This window comes from Marinobacter sp. C1S70, from assembly GCF_000475355.1.
In the GTDB taxonomy this organism is placed as follows: domain Bacteria; phylum Pseudomonadota; class Gammaproteobacteria; order Pseudomonadales; family Oleiphilaceae; genus Marinobacter; species Marinobacter nauticus.
Genome location: NZ_AXBW01000029.1, coordinates 1 through 18,281, shown reverse-complemented (window position 1 = coordinate 18,281; position 18,281 = coordinate 1). Strand labels below are relative to the sequence as shown.

Annotated in this window: 17 protein-coding genes; 13 read left to right on the top strand and 4 right to left on the bottom strand. The window is 50.8% G+C overall.

Annotation, left to right across the window (positions count from 1 at the left end; all coding sequences use genetic code 11):
• Positions 1-43 precede the first annotated feature (43 nt).
• Both Q669_RS09795 and Q669_RS09790 read right to left on the bottom strand, forming a co-directional pair.
• Entirely contained in the window at positions 44-457 is a 414-nt protein-coding gene (locus Q669_RS09795; RefSeq protein ID WP_081699724.1) for a methyl-accepting chemotaxis protein, read from the bottom strand.
• 328 nt (positions 458-785) lie between these two features.
• Positions 786-1,211: a MerR family transcriptional regulator gene (locus Q669_RS09790; RefSeq protein ID WP_008175593.1), complete on the bottom strand. Its 426-nt coding sequence runs from the start codon at positions 1,209-1,211 to the stop codon at positions 786-788.
• Between the two features lie 74 nt (positions 1,212-1,285).
• On the opposite strand from Q669_RS09790, the gene merT reads away from it, so the two are divergent.
• The 10 genes from merT (at position 1,286) to Q669_RS09740 (ending at position 12,567) form a co-directional block, all read left to right on the top strand.
• Positions 1,286-1,636, top strand: coding sequence for a mercuric ion transporter MerT (gene merT, locus Q669_RS09785; RefSeq protein ID WP_008175596.1), 351 nt, complete (start codon positions 1,286-1,288; stop codon positions 1,634-1,636).
• A gap of 13 nt (positions 1,637-1,649) precedes the next feature.
• The gene (gene merP / locus Q669_RS09780; protein ID WP_008175598.1) at positions 1,650-1,946 is read left to right on the top strand and encodes a mercury resistance system periplasmic binding protein MerP; all 297 of its coding nucleotides are present in this window, start codon (positions 1,650-1,652) and stop codon (positions 1,944-1,946) included.
• Positions 1,947-1,948: 2 nt separating this feature from the next.
• A complete protein-coding gene (merF, locus tag Q669_RS09775) occupies positions 1,949-2,188 on the top strand; it encodes a mercury resistance system transport protein MerF (RefSeq protein WP_008175600.1) in 240 nt (79 codons plus the stop codon).
• 5 nt (positions 2,189-2,193) lie between these two features.
• Positions 2,194-3,597, top strand: a complete 1,404-nt coding sequence (merA, locus tag Q669_RS09770) for a mercury(II) reductase (protein ID WP_008175602.1) — start codon at positions 2,194-2,196, stop codon at positions 3,595-3,597.
• 13 nt (positions 3,598-3,610) lie between these two features.
• Positions 3,611-4,246 carry an organomercurial lyase MerB gene (gene merB / locus Q669_RS09765; RefSeq protein ID WP_008175605.1) on the top strand — a complete coding sequence of 212 codons (636 nt, stop codon included), beginning with the start codon at positions 3,611-3,613 and terminating at the stop codon, positions 4,244-4,246.
• A gap of 694 nt (positions 4,247-4,940) precedes the next feature.
• Positions 4,941-7,523, top strand: a complete 2,583-nt coding sequence (locus tag Q669_RS09760) for a DNA phosphorothioation-associated putative methyltransferase (RefSeq protein ID WP_022992093.1) — start codon at positions 4,941-4,943, stop codon at positions 7,521-7,523.
• Between the two features lie 89 nt (positions 7,524-7,612).
• Positions 7,613-8,692 (top strand): DNA sulfur modification protein DndB, encoded by a 1,080-nt coding sequence (gene dndB / locus Q669_RS09755; RefSeq protein ID WP_022992092.1) that lies wholly within the window; start codon positions 7,613-7,615, stop codon positions 8,690-8,692.
• Positions 8,689-10,209, top strand: a complete 1,521-nt coding sequence (gene dndC / locus Q669_RS09750) for a DNA phosphorothioation system sulfurtransferase DndC (RefSeq protein ID WP_022992091.1) — start codon at positions 8,689-8,691, stop codon at positions 10,207-10,209. The genes dndB and dndC overlap by 4 nt, the downstream gene beginning before the upstream one ends.
• The gene (dndD, locus tag Q669_RS09745) at positions 10,209-12,203 is read left to right on the top strand and encodes a DNA sulfur modification protein DndD (protein ID WP_022992090.1); all 1,995 of its coding nucleotides are present in this window, start codon (positions 10,209-10,211) and stop codon (positions 12,201-12,203) included. The genes dndC and dndD overlap by 1 nt, the downstream gene beginning before the upstream one ends.
• 1 nt (position 12,204) lies before the next feature.
• Positions 12,205-12,567 (top strand): DndE family protein, encoded by a 363-nt coding sequence (locus tag Q669_RS09740; RefSeq protein ID WP_022992089.1) that lies wholly within the window; start codon positions 12,205-12,207, stop codon positions 12,565-12,567.
• 149 nt (positions 12,568-12,716) lie between these two features.
• Here Q669_RS09740 and Q669_RS09735 read toward each other — a convergent pair whose 3' ends face one another.
• Entirely contained in the window at positions 12,717-13,970 is a 1,254-nt protein-coding gene (locus tag Q669_RS09735) for an IS256 family transposase (protein WP_022992088.1), read from the bottom strand.
• A 113-nt stretch (positions 13,971-14,083) separates the two neighbouring features.
• Between Q669_RS09735 and Q669_RS09730 the strand changes: the two genes are divergently transcribed.
• From Q669_RS09730 to Q669_RS09725, 3 genes are all read left to right on the top strand, one after another.
• Entirely contained in the window at positions 14,084-15,178 is a 1,095-nt protein-coding gene (locus tag Q669_RS09730) for an IS91 family transposase (RefSeq protein ID WP_022992087.1), read from the top strand.
• 172 nt (positions 15,179-15,350) lie between these two features.
• Positions 15,351-15,689, top strand: coding sequence for an RHO alpha subunit C-terminal catalytic domain-containing protein (locus Q669_RS19305; RefSeq protein ID WP_319802657.1), 339 nt, complete (start codon positions 15,351-15,353; stop codon positions 15,687-15,689).
• A 144-nt stretch (positions 15,690-15,833) separates the two neighbouring features.
• Positions 15,834-16,736: an AraC family transcriptional regulator gene (locus tag Q669_RS09725; protein WP_022992086.1), complete on the top strand. Its 903-nt coding sequence runs from the start codon at positions 15,834-15,836 to the stop codon at positions 16,734-16,736.
• Positions 16,737-17,164: 428 nt separating this feature from the next.
• Here the strand turns inward: Q669_RS09725 and Q669_RS09720 are convergent, their stop codons facing one another.
• Entirely contained in the window at positions 17,165-18,094 is a 930-nt protein-coding gene (locus Q669_RS09720; protein ID WP_052000799.1) for an alpha/beta hydrolase family protein, read from the bottom strand.
• Positions 18,095-18,281 lie beyond the last annotated feature (187 nt).

Sequence of the window (18,281 nt, the reverse complement as noted above, 5' to 3'; positions counted from 1 at the left end):
GTTCGTCGTGACGTCGCCCTCCTGGGGCGGCGTCACGACAGTATCACCGGCCAATTTCATCGATCGCATTCTGCACATCGCTGGCGCCACCCTGGATTTCAGCAACGATCGACTCAGCATCTGTTACCTGCTTTCTGCCTTCAACGGCCTTGCCAAGCAACTCACGTACCTGACGCTCGACGCCCCTTGAAAGCTCCAGAATGGCATGAATTACGTCCGCAATTTCTTTGATAGAGACGCCTGTATTTGACGCCAGCGTGCGAACTTTATCAGCAACCACGTCCAATCCTCGCCCATGCTCACCAGCCCGGGCTGCTTCTACGGCTGCATTCAACGACATAAGATTGGTCTGGTCAGCCACGCCGGCGATGGTGCCGACCATTTTTTCGATACTCTGAAAGCGTTCGTTCAGATCCGCAATGATCGCCGTTGCCTCGTCGACACTCGCTTTTTCAATACTGCTTCAGATCCAGCAACAACGACCATCCCATTTGGAGTGAGGTAGCCTGTCGCGGTGACATGTTTCATAGAGAAGTTAAGGATTTCAGTGTCTACTCCTGGCTCTTCGTTACACCCGGGTTCTACCCCGTTTCCACGGATGACTTACTAGAGGCAAATGTTCGCTTTTGTTTAGCAGAGTTCAGAGGATGCCTTGGTCGCAAAGCGAACGTTTAGATTTGGCGTAGGCTCGGGGATAAGCGGCGACGTATGATGCCGACCGGATCGGCCCCCTTGCTGGTTGCCATAACCGACCCCGGCAGAGAAGTTGGCTCTCGTAGATAAGCTCACGACGTGTTTTCCTCTACGCCCTTATAAAGAGACGTAATGAGCGGGCACTTCACGTCACCCTGCTCAGTGCAACATGCCTGCACCAGCCCCTCCAGCGTTCGCTCGATACGCCGCAGACTTGAAATTTTCTCACGCACCTTGGCGAGCTTCTGTCCGCCCAGTACCCGTGCTTCATCGCAATGGGTGCCGTCTTGCAGTGTTAGCAGTCCTCCGATTTCATCCAGGCTGAAGCCCAACCATTGGGCCGTTCGAATGAACTGAAGACGCGCCAACGCCTGATCGTCGTAATGGCGGATGCTTCCATAGGGTTTGTCAGGCTCTGCCACCAGTCCCCGGCGCTGGTAATAGCGGATGGTTTCCACTCCGATATTGGCGGCCTTGGCCAGGGCGCCAATGGTCATTGAACGTGGTTTCTTGGACATAGGGGGTTGATTCCGTAGCTGACTACGGGAGTAACCTTATCTCAGTCATCCATCTCATGAAAGGAGCCAACGTAATGTCTGAGCCCAAATCCGGTCGCGGTTCGCTGATCGCAGGGGGCGTTGCCGCCGTCCTGGCATCCGCCTGCTGTCTTGGTCCCCTGGTTTTAATCGCGTTAGGAGTTTCAGGCGCCTGGATCGGCAATCTGGCCGCCCTGGAACCCTATCGGCCCTGGTTCATCGGTGCGGCACTGGTGGCCATGGTGTTTGCCTGGCGCCGGATATACCGGCCTGCACAGGATTGCCAGCCGGGCGATGTTTGCGCGGTGCCGCAAGTACGCACAACCTACAAGGTTGTTTTCTGGATTGTCGCGCTGCTCATTCTGACTGCGCTGGCGTTCCCTTATGTTTTACCCCTATTTTACTGAGAGGCATAGCACCATGAAAAAATCACTGATCGCCACAGCGTTATTCCTGTTCGTTAGCCTGCCGGCCCTGGCAGCACCACAAACCGTCACCCTGTCAGTCCCTGGCATGACCTGTTCGGCCTGCCCGATCACCGTCAAGGCCGCTCTCAACCGGGTGGAGGGCGTGACCTCTGTGGATGTTCGTTATGAAGAACGCGATGCGACGGTCACCTTCGACGACGAGAAAACGACCGTTGAGGCACTGACGCAAGCCACCACCAACGCCGGCTATCCGTCCACGCTGAAACAATCTCAGGCAAAACAGGAGTAACCATGGCAAACCCCAAAACCCTGTTGCGGGTGAGCGTCATCGGCACGGTGCTGGTCGCCCTGTGCTGCTTTACCCCAATACTGGTGGTTTTGCTGGGAACCTTAGGCCTGGCAGCCCTCACCGGCTATCTCGACTACGTGCTTTTGCCCGCACTGGTCTTTTTTATTGGCCTGACCTGCTATGCCGTCTGGCGTAAAAAGAAACACGACGCCTGCTGCGATAGCCCTTCAACCAAGGAGTAACGTTTATGAGTGACAACAACCTGCACATTGCGGTGATTGGCAGCGGTGGCAGTGCCATGGCTGCGGCCCTGAAAGCGACGGAGCGCGGTGCCCGGGTGACGCTGATTGAGCGCGGCACCATCGGCGGAACCTGCGTCAACATTGGTTGCGTACCGTCCAAAATCATGATCCGGTCGGCGCATATCGCCCACCTTCGCCGGGAAAGCCCGTTTGACGACGGACTGAGTGCCCAGGCACCGGTGGTGGATCGTTCAGCCCTTCTGGCTCAGCAACAGGCCCGGGTGGAGGAGCTGCGCGAGTCCAAGTACCAGAGCATTCTCAATGACAATGCCGCGATTACCGTCCTCAAGGGCGAGGCGCGGTTCGTGGACGAGCGCACACTGACGGTTACGCTCAACGACGGCGGCGAGCAGACGGTGCACTTCGACCGGGCCTTTATCGGCACCGGTGCCCGGCCCGCCGAACCGCCTGTTCCGGGGCTATCCGAGACGCCCTATCTCACGTCCACCAGTGCGCTGGAGCTGGATCACATTCCCGAGCGCCTCGTTGTGATTGGTGCCTCGGTGGTGGCCATCGAGCTGGCTCAGGCCTTTGCCCGCCTTGGCAGTCGGGTCACCATTCTGGCCCGCAGCCGGGTGCTGTCTCAGGAAGACCCGGCGGTGGGTGAAGCCGTGGAAGCGGCCTTCCGTCGCGAGGGCATCGAGGTGCTCAAGCAGACCCAGGCCAGTGAGATTACCCACAATGGCCGGGTGTTCACCCTCCAAACCAACGCCGGCACCCTGGAGGCGGAGCAACTGCTGGTGGCCAGTGGCCGCACACCCAATACCGAGAACCTGAACCTGGAGGCCGTCGGCGTGGCTACCGAGCGCGGCGCGATCCGGATCGACAACCACCTGCAAACGACCGCGTCCGGCATTTATGCAGCCGGGGACTGCACCGATCAACCCCAGTTCGTCTACGTGGCTGCCGCCGGTGGTAGTCGGGCCGCCATTAACATGACCGGCGGTGACGCCAGCCTCGACCTCAGCGCCATGCCCGAGGTGATCTTTACCGATCCACAAGTGGCCACCGTCGGTCTGTCCGAGGCGGAGGCCCAGGCTCAGGGATACGACACCGACAGCCGCACCCTGACCCTCGATAACGTGCCCCGGGCCCTGGTTAACTTCGATACCGGGGGCTTCATCAAGATGGTCGCTGAGCGTGGCAGCGGACGATTGCTGGGTGTCCAGTCCGTCGCGGGCGAAGCCGGTGAGCTGATCCAGACGGCCGTCATGGCGCTGCGTGCGCGTATGACCGTGAACGACATTGCCGATGAGCTGTTCCCGTACCTGACCATGGTGGAGGGGCTCAAGCTCTGTGCCCAAACCTTCACCAAGGACGTGAAGCAATTGTCGTGCTGTGCGGGATAAGACGGTGCCGCCAATGTATAACATGGATGAGATCGTGGAACGGCTGGGTCTGACCGGCGAAAGGGAAGCCGCGCTTCATGTGACGCTGTTGCGCGAGCTTGCCCTGGGACAACCGGTCACTGTTGAGCGGCTCGCGAAGTCGCTCAACTGGACGACTGATGAGGCAGAGTTGGTGCTGGAAAAACTGCCCTGCGGGACCATCGAGTACGACGGCCAGGGACGGCTGATCGGCTCCGGCATCACACTGCGAGAAACCCCGCATGCATTTGTCATCAACGATCGGCCCCTTTACACCTGGTGTGCACTGGATGCCTTGATGTTTCCAACCGTTATTGGCGAACGGGCGCAGGTGCAATCGCGTTGCCCGCAGACGAACAACCCGATCAACATGACGATTACGCCACAGAGAGTGGTTTCGCTTGAGCCGGAGGACGCGGTCGTCTCTTTAGTGTCGGTGGCCGCATCGGGAGACATTCGAAGTGCGTTTTGTTGCGATGTCCTTTTCTTTGCCTCTCGACAGGCCGGGGAGGCCTGGGGGCGAGATAAACCAAGCGCGCAGCTGGTGACTGTGCAGGAAGGTTTCGAACTGGGACAGCGGATTGCGCACCTTATGCTCGACAGAGCAAGGCGTTACCAACATGACCTTTAATACCTGAATGTTCGATACCAATCTTGAACGTAGGTCAGCACCCAGGAGCTAGGCCATGTCATTTCCAAAGCGTTCCGTCGCTGCACCCTGTCTGTGCATCAAATCAGGAATTATCTGGACATGCGATTGGTGTATTCCTGTGGTGCCTCACCCGAACAACCGGACATGCACCCATTACACTGGCGATCGACGTGCCAGAACCGTGTGTCCGCCCGTTCCATTGCCGGGGTCTTGAAAGGCGATTTTTGCCCGTTTCGGGGAGTGAGAAGACCGGTAATTGGGGATGCATCGAATGTTCGCTTCTGTTTAGTTTCGAATCTTCAAAAGTTTCGCAGCCAGGCGATTTCTGCCCAAAGATAAGTTCATTGATCCATTCATTGAACAGCAAGTGAATGCTCTCAGGGTGCACCGAGATAGAAGCAACAAGTCCTGGGAACAGACTATACAGCCATACGTCGAAGGCCTGACCTTGACCGAAGAGGAGGTTGGAACTCCGGAAATCGTGGGGCTTGCTCTTTCGAACAAAATCAAGCCTCTAATATCACTGGCTCGGACGATGGAGTACTAATGACATAATTCATCACCCGGACCAATACCAGCAATTCTTCCGACCGACTTGGCTCCAGATTCATCACCCTCTGGTGTACGCTAGTCCATTAATAGAATAGGTGTCGGCACATTCGGTTCAGCCCCCGTGGAAAAATCAAACAGGTTTATTGGCAAGAAGATCGCTGATTACAGGTATCTACATACCTCCGCGCTTTCTGAACTTGACGACGAAAGCCGCAGAGCTGTGCGCAAAGCCGAGGCCAGGATTACTCCAGGAGCCCAGTACAACGTCATTAAGATCCGAGAAAGTGCTCCCGAAATATCTTTCCTGAACTATCCAACTTTTTTTGAGGAAGCTTTCCCGATTCTCGAACAATCATGGAAGGTTAACCTCAATACAGGGCAGTGCCGATACAGAGTTTATTCAGAGTCAAATAATCCCCCCATCCTTCACCGCAAAGAACTTCTGCTGCCATCCTCTCACCCAGATTCTCAACGGTTTTTGGAGCTGACCAAAGAGGCTGAGAGTATCGGTTTATTCGACGATACAACCAGAATAGGTTTTCTACAGGATTGGAACCGCCTCTTGGAGCTAAAAGGCTATGAGGTTTCCGAGCACGCCCTGGTGCCTCTAGCCAATGAAACTACAGAGAACCTGTCAGCCATCGAAAGCGGGTCAGAAATTCACCGACATTTAACTGCCCTCACTCGAACGCAACTATCGGCACCGATGCAAAGCCTTGCGCGATATGGGTACCTTGATCAGACGAGGTCAGTCTTTGACTACGGGTGCGGCAAGGGCAACGATGTTCAGCTCCTAAAAGATAGCAATATTAACGTAGCCGGATGGGATCCTTATTATTCTCCCAATGCAGAAAAGAAAACAGCAGACATCGTCAATCTAGGGTTCGTAATTAATGTCATCGAGGTGCCGGAGGAACGTCACCTCGTCCTGACCAGTGCCTATGAACTTGCGTCAGAGATCTTAATCGTATCTGCGATGCTAGAGAACGCAAATGCTCGGGGTGGCCTGCCTTTCAGGGATGGTGTGCGCACCTCACGAAACACCTTCCAAAAGTATTTTTCACAAGGCGAGCTGGCAACTTACATTGAATCAGTGCTCAGAACAGAGCCTGTTCCAATAGCTCCGGGGATTTTTTACGCTTTCAAGACGGATGCAGCGAAGGCTGACTTCCTGGCTAGAAAAAGCGTTAAACGAAGCCGCCCTCGACTACTTCGAGCGAAGAGACCGCTAAACAGCCAGAAACCTGAGCCCCGGGCACCGGCTAGTCTACGGAAGTATGAAAACAACAAGGATATTTTCGAAAAGTTGTGGAGCACCTGGCTAGATTTTGGCAGAAAACCCAGGCCGAGCGAGATCGAAAACCTCAATGACATTCGGAGATTTCTGGACTCCTATCCCGCCGCATTGAGAATTCTTGAGACCGTCAAGAATGAGGAGGGAGCGGTAGCATTAGCGAGGGCTGAACAGGCTCGCAAACACGATCTGATTGTTCAGTTTGCCGAACTACGATTCTTCCGGAGCGCTCCCCCACGCCCTATGCCTGACAAGCTCAAGGAAGATGTCAGACATTTTTTTGGGACCCTAGCGAATGCCCAAACAATCGGAGAAGATCATCTCGTTCAAGTATTAGATAAGAGTGCGATCCTGTCTGCTTGTATCGAAGCCTCTGAACAGGGCTTGGGGTGGCTGCATGACGATCACTCACTGCAACTACACACTGAGTTAATACCAAGATTGCCCCCAGTCCTCCGAATTTACATCACATGTGCATCTAGCCTATTCGGAGACCCAAGTTCTGCCGATCTAGTCAAAATCCACATCCGTTCCGGGAAGCTTTCCCTCATGAGTTACGACGACTTCTTCGGAAAGGCCATTCCGAAAATGCTCGTTCGCACCAAGATTAATTTGAGAAATCAGCGGATCGATGTTTACCAATACGGTGATGAGTTTGCCCCTCCCAACCTCTACCTGAAGAGCAGGTATATGCATGAGGATCAGGAAAACTATGCCGAACAATTGCGTTTTGATGAAGCGCTTGAACAACTGGGAGTTGGCGATTTTAGCGGCTTCGGACCTCCTGACAGAGATTTCCAGAACGCGCTGCGCGACAAGAGATGGGCAATAGAAGGACACAGCCTGACAAGGAGTACTGAAATTCCGAGCCTCGATCATCCCTGCGGCCAATACTTCAAATATCGCGACCTGATTGAATGCGGCGAGACGCAGAAGTCGCTTAAAATCGAGAATCACCCGCTCCAACCAGAGACTTACACCGCCCTCCTCGACCTAGCCAATAATCTTATCGATCCTATCGTGGACTATTTCGGCATGATCAAGCTCACTTATGGCTTTTGCTCGTCAGAACTGAGCAAAAATATACGGCGTAGGATCGCTCCGAAACTAGATCAGCACGCATCCCATGAACTGAACAGGTTAGGCAACCCCATCTGCATGCGCGGGGGCGCCGCAGTGGACTTTATCGTCGAAGATGAGGACATGTTCGAGGTCAGTCAATGGATCGCGGAAAACCTCGAATTCGATAGGATGTATTTCTATGGCCAAGACCGGCCAATTCACGTAAGTTTCAGCGAGACACCGGCCAAGCAGGTAACGGTGATGAAGCGAAGCTCTGCTAACGAACGACTAATCCCAAGATCTTACTCTCTCAACGATTTCATTAACTTAGACAACTCTCCAATCTGAAACCTCGCCCTGGCCACGTTGACCCGGAAGTTTGTTTTAGGTAAATTAACTTCCACTCCAACTTTTAACTTCCATTCCCGGAGACCCTCATGGCCGAGTTCTCCCACACCTTCCCGGCAGCGAGAGGCGTTCAGTCCGGACGGCCTTGCTACGTGGCCATGTGCCCGTTACGACTAATACCAAAAATTTTCATCTTCGATGGGCAGGAGGTTCCTCCAGAACTGAGAGCTCAACGAGTATTGAATCGAACCCGAATACCAGACATTGTCAGCTATTTGGTCGACAACCCAACGGACTATACGCTTTCGGGAATCACAGCGTCTGTAGATGGTCAGGTCTCGTTTGAACCCAGTACCGACACAGGTATCGCTCAAAACCTGGGGCTACTGTCGATCCCCATGGATGCAAAAATCCTGATCAACGACGGCCAACACCGCCGTGAGGCCATCGTTCAGGCAATTGAACAAAATCCAGAACTCGGTTACGACAACGTCCCTGTGTTGTTCTTTATTGACGAAGGTCTGAAGCGCAGCCAGCAAATGTTCGCGGATCTCAACAAGCACGCTGTCCGGCCAAGCGACTCTATCAGCACGCTCTATGACCACCGGGATCACTTATCCGAACTAGCCCGAGTTGTTGCTCGTGAGGTGAAGGTATTCTCCCGGCTGACGGAAATGGAGAGGTCCAGCATATCCAACCGAAGCAGCAAACTTTTTACGTTGTCGGCTATCAAGAACGCCTCAAAGGCTCTGCTGATGAAAGGGAAGAGTGACCTGGTTAGCGAGGACGAGCAGCAGTTGGCAATTGAATACTGGAATGAAGTCGCGGCTAACATGAGAGACTGGCAACTCGCTCTGGAAAAGAAAGTAGCGACCTGCGAGCTCCGTGAGCAATACGTTCATGCCCATGGCGTCATGCTGCAGGCCATGGGCCAAATAGGCGCCGACCTTTTGTTCAAGCCAAAATCTCAGTGGAGCCGGATACTGCAAGGTCTTCAAGACATTGATTGGGCACGAGCTAACAATGAGTGGGAAGGTCGAGCAATGCATCACGGTCGCATTAGCAAGGCTCGCAGTAGCGTCGTCCTCACGGGCAACTACATCAAACAGCAATTAAGTGTTCCTCTCACCCCTTCCGAGCAGGAATACGAGGAGTCGCTTAAGACATGACTGCGCAGGAACAGTTCGTTTTCCCGGATCATCTATCCATGATTCAGGAGTTTTCTCTTGGCAATCGCCCTCTAGTGGACCTAGTGCGCGAAATTCAGAACATATATTGCTCTGACGACCGGCCCTGGATTATTGGCTTCAGTGGAGGAAAAGACTCTACTTGCGTTCTTTCCTTGATCTACATGGCACTACTGCAGCTTCCTGCCGAAAAGCGAACCAAACATGTTTATGTGGTCTCGTCTGACACCTTGGTTGAGACCCCTGTCGTGGTCGACATGATCAAGAGAGTAATAAAGCTGATTAATGAGGCAGCGCCGAAAGAGGGCCTACCTATCAGTGCACACAGTGTTGTGCCAAAGACAGATCAAACCTTTTGGGTGAATTTGCTCGGTCGTGGTTATCCTGCGCCAAATCAGACGTTCCGCTGGTGTACAGAGCGAATGAAAATAGACCCTGTGAGTGAGTTTATTCTCGATAAGGTCGCCAAATTTGGTGAGGCCGTTGTAGTGTTGGGCTCTCGCAGCCAAGAGAGTGCGTCTCGCGCCCAGGTTATCGCGAAACATAAAATCGATGGTTCTGCCCTTAGCCGCCACAGCTCTCTTCCAAACGCCTACACGTATATGCCCATCGAAAGCTGGTCCGCAGACGAAGTGTGGATGTACCTAATGAGTGCCCCATGCCCATGGGGAGGATCAAACCAAGAGTTGCTCGAATTGTACAAAGGGTCGAACCAAGGCGAGTGCCCGCTGGTAATCGATAAAAGTACGCCCTCGTGTGGGAACAGCCGTTTCGGGTGCTGGACGTGCACCGTTGTGACTGACGATAAAGCGCTGCATGGCCTTATCGAGTCGGGTGCCAATTGGATGAAGCCTTTGTTGGCGTTCAGAAACAAACTATACATGTCCCGCCAACCAGAAAACTCTGAGGAGTATCGCAACTTTCGGCGAAGAACAGGAAGGGTCTCTTACAACTCGGGCGACATCAGTGATGACAGTGTGCGAGAAGTACGCCATATTCCGGGCCCCTATTGGCTGTCCAAGCGCCAAGAATTCCTCCGTGAATTGCTCACTATTGAGAAGGGGATTAACGAGAGTGGTGAGTCTATCGAACTGATTACTCGCCCCGAGTTACACATGATAAGAAGAGAATGGCTACGCGACCCAAATGAACCGGACTGGGAAGACTCCCTGCCGCGGATTTATCGCGAGGTCTATGGAGAGGACCTTGACTGGGTAGAGGACGATGCTGGCGCATTTACACGAGCAGATTCCGAAACACTTGAGAGGCTCGCAGAAAAATACGGTGTTCCATCAGCGCTTGTTCGCAAGATGCTGGAAGCAGAACTTCAAGTATCGGGTCTAGGCAATCGAAGGGGCATACTGAACAGCCTGGAGAGTATCCTCCAAAGAGATTGGGAGGATCTCGACGCAATCAATGAGCGCAACCATTCCTTTCGTAAGCGTGGCAAATCGTACGTTGAGGAAGTGAAAGACGAATTTTCAGAGTTTTTGAACTAATGCTGATTAAAGAGCTTACGCTTACCGACTTTCGAGTCTACGAAGGGAAAAACTCCTTCAACCTCACGCCCGAAAAGCGTGCGGCCAAAACACGGCCCATCATTCTTTTTGGCGGTTTAAATGGCGCGGGTAAAACAAGCATCCTTTTGGGCGTAAGGTTGGCGCTCTATGGACGTTTGTGTCTGGGCAGTGCAGTTTCCCAAAAGCGCTATGATGAGTTTCTGCTCGACGCCATCCATCACTCAAGAGAGACTGGTCGCTCTGCCAACTCTTCGTCTGTTGAGCTCAAATTCACTTACGCAAAGCTCGGAACGGAAAGCCAGTACCACGTTAAGCGTGAATGGGAACGAAAGGGCAAAGGCGTTAAGGAAACACTCACTGTCTTGGAGAATGATACGCCTATTAAAGGTCTGAGCTACGAGCAAGCTCAGAATTTTCTGAATGAACTGATACCTGCAGGTGTATCCGACTTATTCTTTTTTGATGGTGAGAAAATCGCCCAACTAGCTGATGATTCCGGAGGAATAGCCCTCGAACAGTCTATCAAGAAATTACTCGGGCTTGACGTCGTGGAACGGCTCTCCGGCGATCTCACTGTTCTTAATCGAAACCTGGCTAAACGATCGTCAGCTCAGGAAATGCAGTCACAAATCGATGCTGAACAGTCCAAACTGACGCACTGTCGGAAGCAAGTTGAGATCGTCCGTCAAGAGATCTCAACCATCCTCGCTCAGCGCGCTGAGTTACAAGACCGCGCAAACAGACTCCAAAAAGACATCGATGATCGGGGGGGACATTTCTCCACATCTCGGGCTCAGCTAGAAGCCAGGTTGAGTCAGCTCCAAAGCGAGCGAGATAACTTAATATCCGACATCAATGGCCTTATATCCGACGCCGCACCCATTGCCTTGGCAGAGGACTTTTGCCGAAGAACTAAAGAGCAGATTGAGCAAGACCTCCAGCTTCAGGGGCTTTTGCAGGAACACAGAATCCACAACGAATACCGAACACACCTGGAAGACGCTCTCGATTCAAAGCTGGCACCCGATTCTTTGGCTATCGTGCTCGCTGAGATGGATAAACTGGGCAACTCCCATCAAGACCTCGAATCCCAGACTTTGGTTCACGACTTAACGCCCTCTCAAGCAGGGAAAATATACTCAGCATTCGAGGACGCCAGTAAACAACGGCAGGACGTGATTAAGTTGTTTGATGCTCTGGAGTGCATCGAAGCGGAACTCGATGAAATTGGCGCATCTCTGGCCCGCGCTCCGGACGATTCTTTGATTGCCTCTGATTTCGAAAACTTGCAGCAGCTACAGCAAAAACTTGGCAGGTTAGATGCTGAAATCGAGTCAGCGCGGGCGAAAGGAAAAGACGCAGCTAATGAAGCCGTCGAAATAGCCCGCCGGCTTGACCGACTGTACGAAACTGCTGCGAAGCTGAGCGACCAAAAGAGAGTTATCGACTACGTCAACAACGCCAATGGCTTGCTCACGGACTATGTCGATCAGACAGCGACCGCCAAGGTTCGAGACCTTGAAGTCCAGTTCACCGAGTGCTTTGCCAAACTTGCTCGGAAAGAGGACATGGATCTACAAATTCGGATCAACCCAAAGACCTTCCACGTAGAACTATTGACCGGTAACGGGCGGACGATAGCGAAAGACGAGCTTTCAGCTGGTGAAAAACAGATATTTGCAATTGCTGTTCTTGAGGCGCTTGCAAAAACCTCCGGACGTCAGCTGCCTATGATCGTCGATACTCCATTAGGGAGGCTAGACTCCGAGCACAGAACCAAGCTGATAGAAGGCTATTTCCCTATCGCAAGCCACCAGATGATTGTGCTCTCTACAGACACTGAGGTGGATGAATCATTCTATGCTGATCTCGCACCCGACATATCCCGGGCCTATAAGCTCGAATATAATTCAAAAGCCGGAGCGACTCGCGTCCGTGAAGGTTATTTTTGGCACCAAAAGGAGGCGAGCTGAAATGTTTCCCACCCGCATTCAGTTGAGTAAAAAGACCTGGGACAGGCTGCAGTTCTTGCAAACAAAAACACGGATCACTCCGAACGTCCTCGCTCGAATCGCCATTGTTCTCGCGCTACGCGATACCCAAACGGCATCAATCAACACATCTAAACCTGAATCAACGCACGTCATTAACAGAGATGTCCTTTTCGGCAACCATGAAAAAACTTATGAAGCTTTACTCAAACAATTCTGCGCCGAACAGGAACTTAATAATGACATCCAAGACATTATACGATCTCTCATTGAAAGCGGACTACACAAAATTGGCCACACTAAAACTTTATTAGACCTTAAGAGATTATTCCAGGAAACTCCTTGAATTAAGATTTACAAAGCTCTACATCGAAAACCCATTCAGGGTCTAGACATTTTGCATTAAGGCCATACTGCCTGGCCTTAATCTCTAGCATATCGCCTAACAACGGTCACCATAAATAGGCGAGTTATTGTCAAATCTGGTGTACGGGCTCAGGCGGCGTTCCTGCCTGACTGATCCTGTACTTGTTCCCCATCCTTGAATTTCACGTTGTTGACCACGAGGGCCAGCAGATCAAATCCCTTGATCCGTTTCCAGCGCTTCTGCGCGGTTTCCAGTAGCTTGTAGACCATCGCCAGCGTGGTCTCTCGGGAGCCGCAGTTCCGCGCTCTCTTGCTTCTCAGGCGCACCGTCGAAAACGTCGATTCGATCGGATTGGTCGTCCGGATATGGACCCAGTGTTCTGCCGGGAAGTCGTAGAACGCCAGCAGCTCCTCACGATCCTTGCGCAGCCGTTCCATGGCGCCGGGATACTTCGACTCAAAGCGTACCAGCGCCCGGTCAAATGCCTTGTGCGCCTCGTCCTGCGTCTCCGCCATCCAGATCTCATGCAGCGCCGCCTTGACTTTCGGTTGCACCGACTTTGGCAGCGCGGACAGGATGTTCGCGCTCTTGTGCACCCAGCAGCGCTGATGGCGGGTGTCCGGATAGCACTTGGCCAGTGCTTTCCAGAAGCCCAAAGCGCCGTCGCCGATGGCCAGCTTCGGGCTGGTCGTCAGGCCTCGGGCCCGCAGTCCCGACAGCAGTTCTGACCAACTGGCCTCCGACTCGCGGTAGCCGTCCTCAACCGCAACCAGCTCCTTGCGCCCATGCTCCGTCACGCCGATGATCACCAGCAGGCAGAGGCGGTCATCCATGCGCACGTTGCTGTATACGCCGTCGGCCCACCAGTACACGTAGCGGCTTTGGCTCAGATCTCGCTGACACCACTCCCGGTGATCGTCAATCCAATGCTGCTTCAACCGGCTGATGGTGTTGGCGGACAGCCCCTTGGCCTGATCGCCCAGCAATGCAGCCAGTGCATCCTGGTAATCGCCGGTACTCACACCCTTCAGATACAGCCAGGGCAGCAGCTCCTCGACACTTCGAGCTCGCTTCAGGTATGGCGGCAACAAAGCACTGTTGAAGCGGACTCCGGAGCCGCTGCGATCCCTGACCTTGGGGACCTTGATCTCGACATTGCCGATGCCGGTCTGGACGGTACGCTCGGGCAAATAGCCATTGCGCACCACGGCCTTGCGACCATCCGGCAGCCGATGCTCAGCATGCTGCTCCAGTAGCACTTGGAGCTCGGCCTCAACGGCTTGTGCGATCAACTCGCGGGCACCGCTGCGTAACAACTCGGTCAGCGGATCTGTTACCTGTTCTTCTGGTTGTGAAAGCGCTCTCAGGGTAGACTGGGTCATGGCGTATCATTCTCTGTGGGTTGTGATTCTTGCCGGAATCAATCAACAGGATACGCCATCCTTCTATCTCCCCGTACACCAGAAATCACCATAACTCACACTTAAGTAAAATCATGCAAATCATTCATCGTGCTATTTCTTGCGATATTGTGCATCGGGCTGGGTATCTTAAGAAGCAAGCAAACACAGGAGCGGTGACTTACATTCAGCGATTTGGTAGTGCACTGAATCTCAATATTCACTTTCACATGCTCTTTTTGGAAGGCGTTATCACTCAGGAGTGTGGACAGTCCAAATTCAAGTGCGTTAAAGCACCAAACCACAATGATATGGAAACCCTCGTGAATGTCATTAGCCATCGCATCGCGACCTACTTGGAGAAGGCCGGGCTCGTTCAACGGGATATGGACAACACATTTCTCGATTTACCCATGGATGACGAAGATAGTTTACTGCCCTTGCAAGCAGCCTCTGTCAATTACCGCATTGCTGTAGGACCAGATACAGGCAAAAAAGTCTTTGCCTTGCAAACCTTACCTGCCAAAGACGAACAACATTACGGTCAATTAGCTCAAATAAACGGTTTTAGCTTACACGCTGGGGTGTTTGCAGACAGCCATCAAACTGACAAACTGGAAAGGCTATGCAGATATATCTCAAGGCCAGCGTTAAGCGAGCAACGATTGAGTCTAACCGATTCAGGAAAAGTAAGATATCAACTGAAAACTCCCTATCAAGACGGTACCACACATGTCTTTTTTACTCCCTTGGATTTCATAGGCAAGCTCGCGGCACTGGTGCCAGTGCCGAGGCTAAACCTTACGAGGTTTTATGGCGTGTTTGCTCCCAATGCTAAGGTGCGTGCCGAGGTAACGGCTTCACAACGCGGTAAGAATAGCCCTCGCTTAGCAGAGCATCTGAAAGATTCAGATAAACCATACCATGCGCGAAGCATGTCGTGGGCACAAAGGTTAAAAAGAGTATTCAATATTGACATCACAGTCTGTGAGGCTTGTGAAAAAACCAACGTCAAAATTATTACTTGTATTACGGATCCGGCTGTTATCCATAAGATTTTGGCGCACCTTGACAAGCAGACTCTTCTTGAAGCAAAAAACGATTCTCTAATGCCGCCACTTCGAGCTCCACCAGCCACAGCCTCATTCAGTGACTACATCATTCAACGCGACTTCGATTTTGGCGCATGAAGCACAAAAAACAGACCATCACTTGAACATGCAACATGTTGAGGTAAGGGCTTTCACATATCTCATTGCGGATTTCAGTACCCAAGACCAGTTATATTGCGTCTATCTTGATGACAACTACTTCACTGATTCCTGAAAAGTACCCATTTGACACACGTGCAACTGGCCTTAAATACAGCTGACACAGTGGGTAGTACATAGCGTTAATATTTCTTATACTCGGTACCCAGATATTATTGTCGTCAGCACGATTTATCCCAAGGGTGCCGGCGAATGTGTAAACCACGTTGAATTTTATTATCCAAAAGCGCTTTATAAAGATATGCCAGACTACTTTGCAGCGGAAAAAGCGGCCTATATGGAAACAGCCGTAGAAGATGAAGAAGCCTGCCTATTGTTAGAGAAAGGTCGACGTGCACTTTATTTATCAGGCGAAGAAGAACACGGCCCCATAGAACCGTTTTTAGAAGCGGGCGTGGCGCATTTTTACGACTGGCTTGCTAAACAATAGAACTTCAGAGGTTAGGCTTCTAATGATAAAAATTGTTCACATCCCCTAGCCTATAACATAAAGCTACCAACACTTGATGAAAAAATAGAAAATTAGGGCAGTAAATGACATAATTTTTTCATATTTACCTGTTAAGGCCCCCAAATGCTTAAGATAAACACAATTGAAAAATTGAAAAAGATATATTCGATTAACGAGGAGTTGTCATTTATTGATACGCATATATCAGGTATCAAACTGTTCTACATTGAGAAATCTATTGCTCTGAATCCTATGCTCTATGGAGCTGGGTTAGCTATAATCTGCCAAGGAGAAAAGCGGGGGCTGTTTGGAGGCAGGCAATTTTACTACAACCGCGACCAGTTCTTAATCGTATCAGTCTCAACCCCACTTACTTGTAAAACTGTGGCTAGTAAGGAAGAGCCTGCATTTGGTTTCTTTGTTGAAAGTGAAATATCCCTCTTACAGGAGGTGTCAAAGAATATGGACTTTCATTCGCGACCGTTAACTTCTCATCTGTCAGGCGTAGAGCCAGCGGAAGTAACCCCTCAAATTAAGTCAGTTATTGGTAGGTTAGCCGAGGTGCTACTTAATCCAACTGAGTGCAATGTTCTTGGCGAAGGGTTGAAGAAAGAGTTACTGTTTAGAGCGCTTCAAAGTGTGCATGGCTACTCATTGTTCTCCCTAACGCAAGATCATTCACCCCAATTTCGGATTTACCGAGTTATCGAGTTTATCAAGAAAAATACACACATGCAGATGACTATTGAGCAGCTTTCTGAGTTGGCTAATATGAGTGCAACATCTCTACATAGAAGCTTCAAACAGATAACGGGGGAGTCGCCGATGCAGTACGCCAAGAAAGTTAAGCTATCAAAAGCGAGGGCTTTAATTGTTCATGAAAGTGCCAGTGTGAGTACAGCAGCTTTGGAGGTTGGTTACAACAACGCTTCGCAATTCACCCGTGAGTTTAAACGATACTACAACGTAACACCAACGGATGCTAAAGATTCAGGCTATTCTGTTATTGATATTTGGCGGCCTTAGTTCAGACCATCATTGGTCATCTGCTCGCGAGAACGGTCTTGCATCGCTTTCGCAATGATTGCAGCCTATCTCGAGCCATACCGTCTTTGTTATGAGTGACTTTTGACTAAATGTAGATTCGTACCATGACTAAGTAATCTGGCTTGTACGTTATATTAATGAACATTATGGCGTCGCCAGCGTCCTTGAACGTCCAATACTAACTTTGAAAACTTTTACTGCGTGAGCGAGCAAACGGGCGATAATCGACATTGACCTCCCTTACTTTTCAAAAAAAATCAAAATCTAAGGGTTTAATTTCCACAACATCAAGATCATTAATCTTTTCATTGAGACTTGCCACTGACATAGATTTTCCCTTAAAGAAAAGGGTTTGATAGATAGTATCAAACCCATGCTTTGACAGGTTAACGTCATAAATTAGCAGATTACTTCATGTACTTATCAAACCAGCCAAGTAATTTTTCTGGATTCTGACCAAAGTAATTGTAGCCAACCCAGCGTCTCGTTGTGCCTTCAATCCAGAACAATTCTTTCTCTTCAGAGCCCAATAGCTCATAGGTTTTCTGACCATCAGAATCTTCAGTCCACTTGTCTCCACGAACTTGCACAACCAGTGTTGGCATTTTGACATCTTTTGCAAATAAGTGTGGTGTCATTTCTGCATTTTTTAAACCGCCAGCTTTGATTTGCTCAAAATCCAGTATTTCTGGGAAGTCACCAGCCCCGTCAAGAACAGAGTTCGCGTAGTTTTTAGTAAAGGCTTCCATTGAGACTACTAGTGGACTCACCATACAAGACACATTTTCAAACAATTCTGGATGGCGTGAAATCGCTTCATACTGAGCGTTACCACCGGTGCAACGGCTTAGTAATCCGACTTTCATTTTTGATAGCTCGGGGTGATTATCAACGTATTGTTTTGCACCTATACAATCTCGCCATTCATAACGACCAACACCACAAGCACCATTGTTGCCGGTACCACTGCGGCCTAGGTTACGTAAATCATACGTTAGGATATTGTATCCGGCATCGTGCAGGTGTTTTATTTCATATAAAAAATTAATTTCTGTTGGATCCATGACTGTCCAAGGATCAAGGTGTCCTGCTAAACCATAGCGATTCATTGGCAGTGGGTGGTTTGCAATAATTAAAAGGTCAGATTTTTTTGCTGCGGGGATGTACCAAGCCTCAAGAGGGACGCCGTCTAAAGATGGAAAGAACAAGTCCTCATAATCCATGCCATATTCATCTGGGTTGCGTAATACAGGGGTTCGCATTGGTTTTGCCGAAAAGTTAGCGACTGCTTTAATAACTTCAAATTGTGCTTCAGTTGGTTGTTTTTCCGTCGTCATTTTCCACTCCAAGTGATACAGATATATGTTTAAACGAACACTTTCCACTATAGACGTGGGAAAAAAATGAACAATAAACAATCCTACCAATGGTTAACATGATTCTTCCAAATCTAACCGTGATGGAATTGAACGTTGCTTGCCTGCATCGATAATAGCATGCCGCCGGTAACTGTCAAGGTATCTG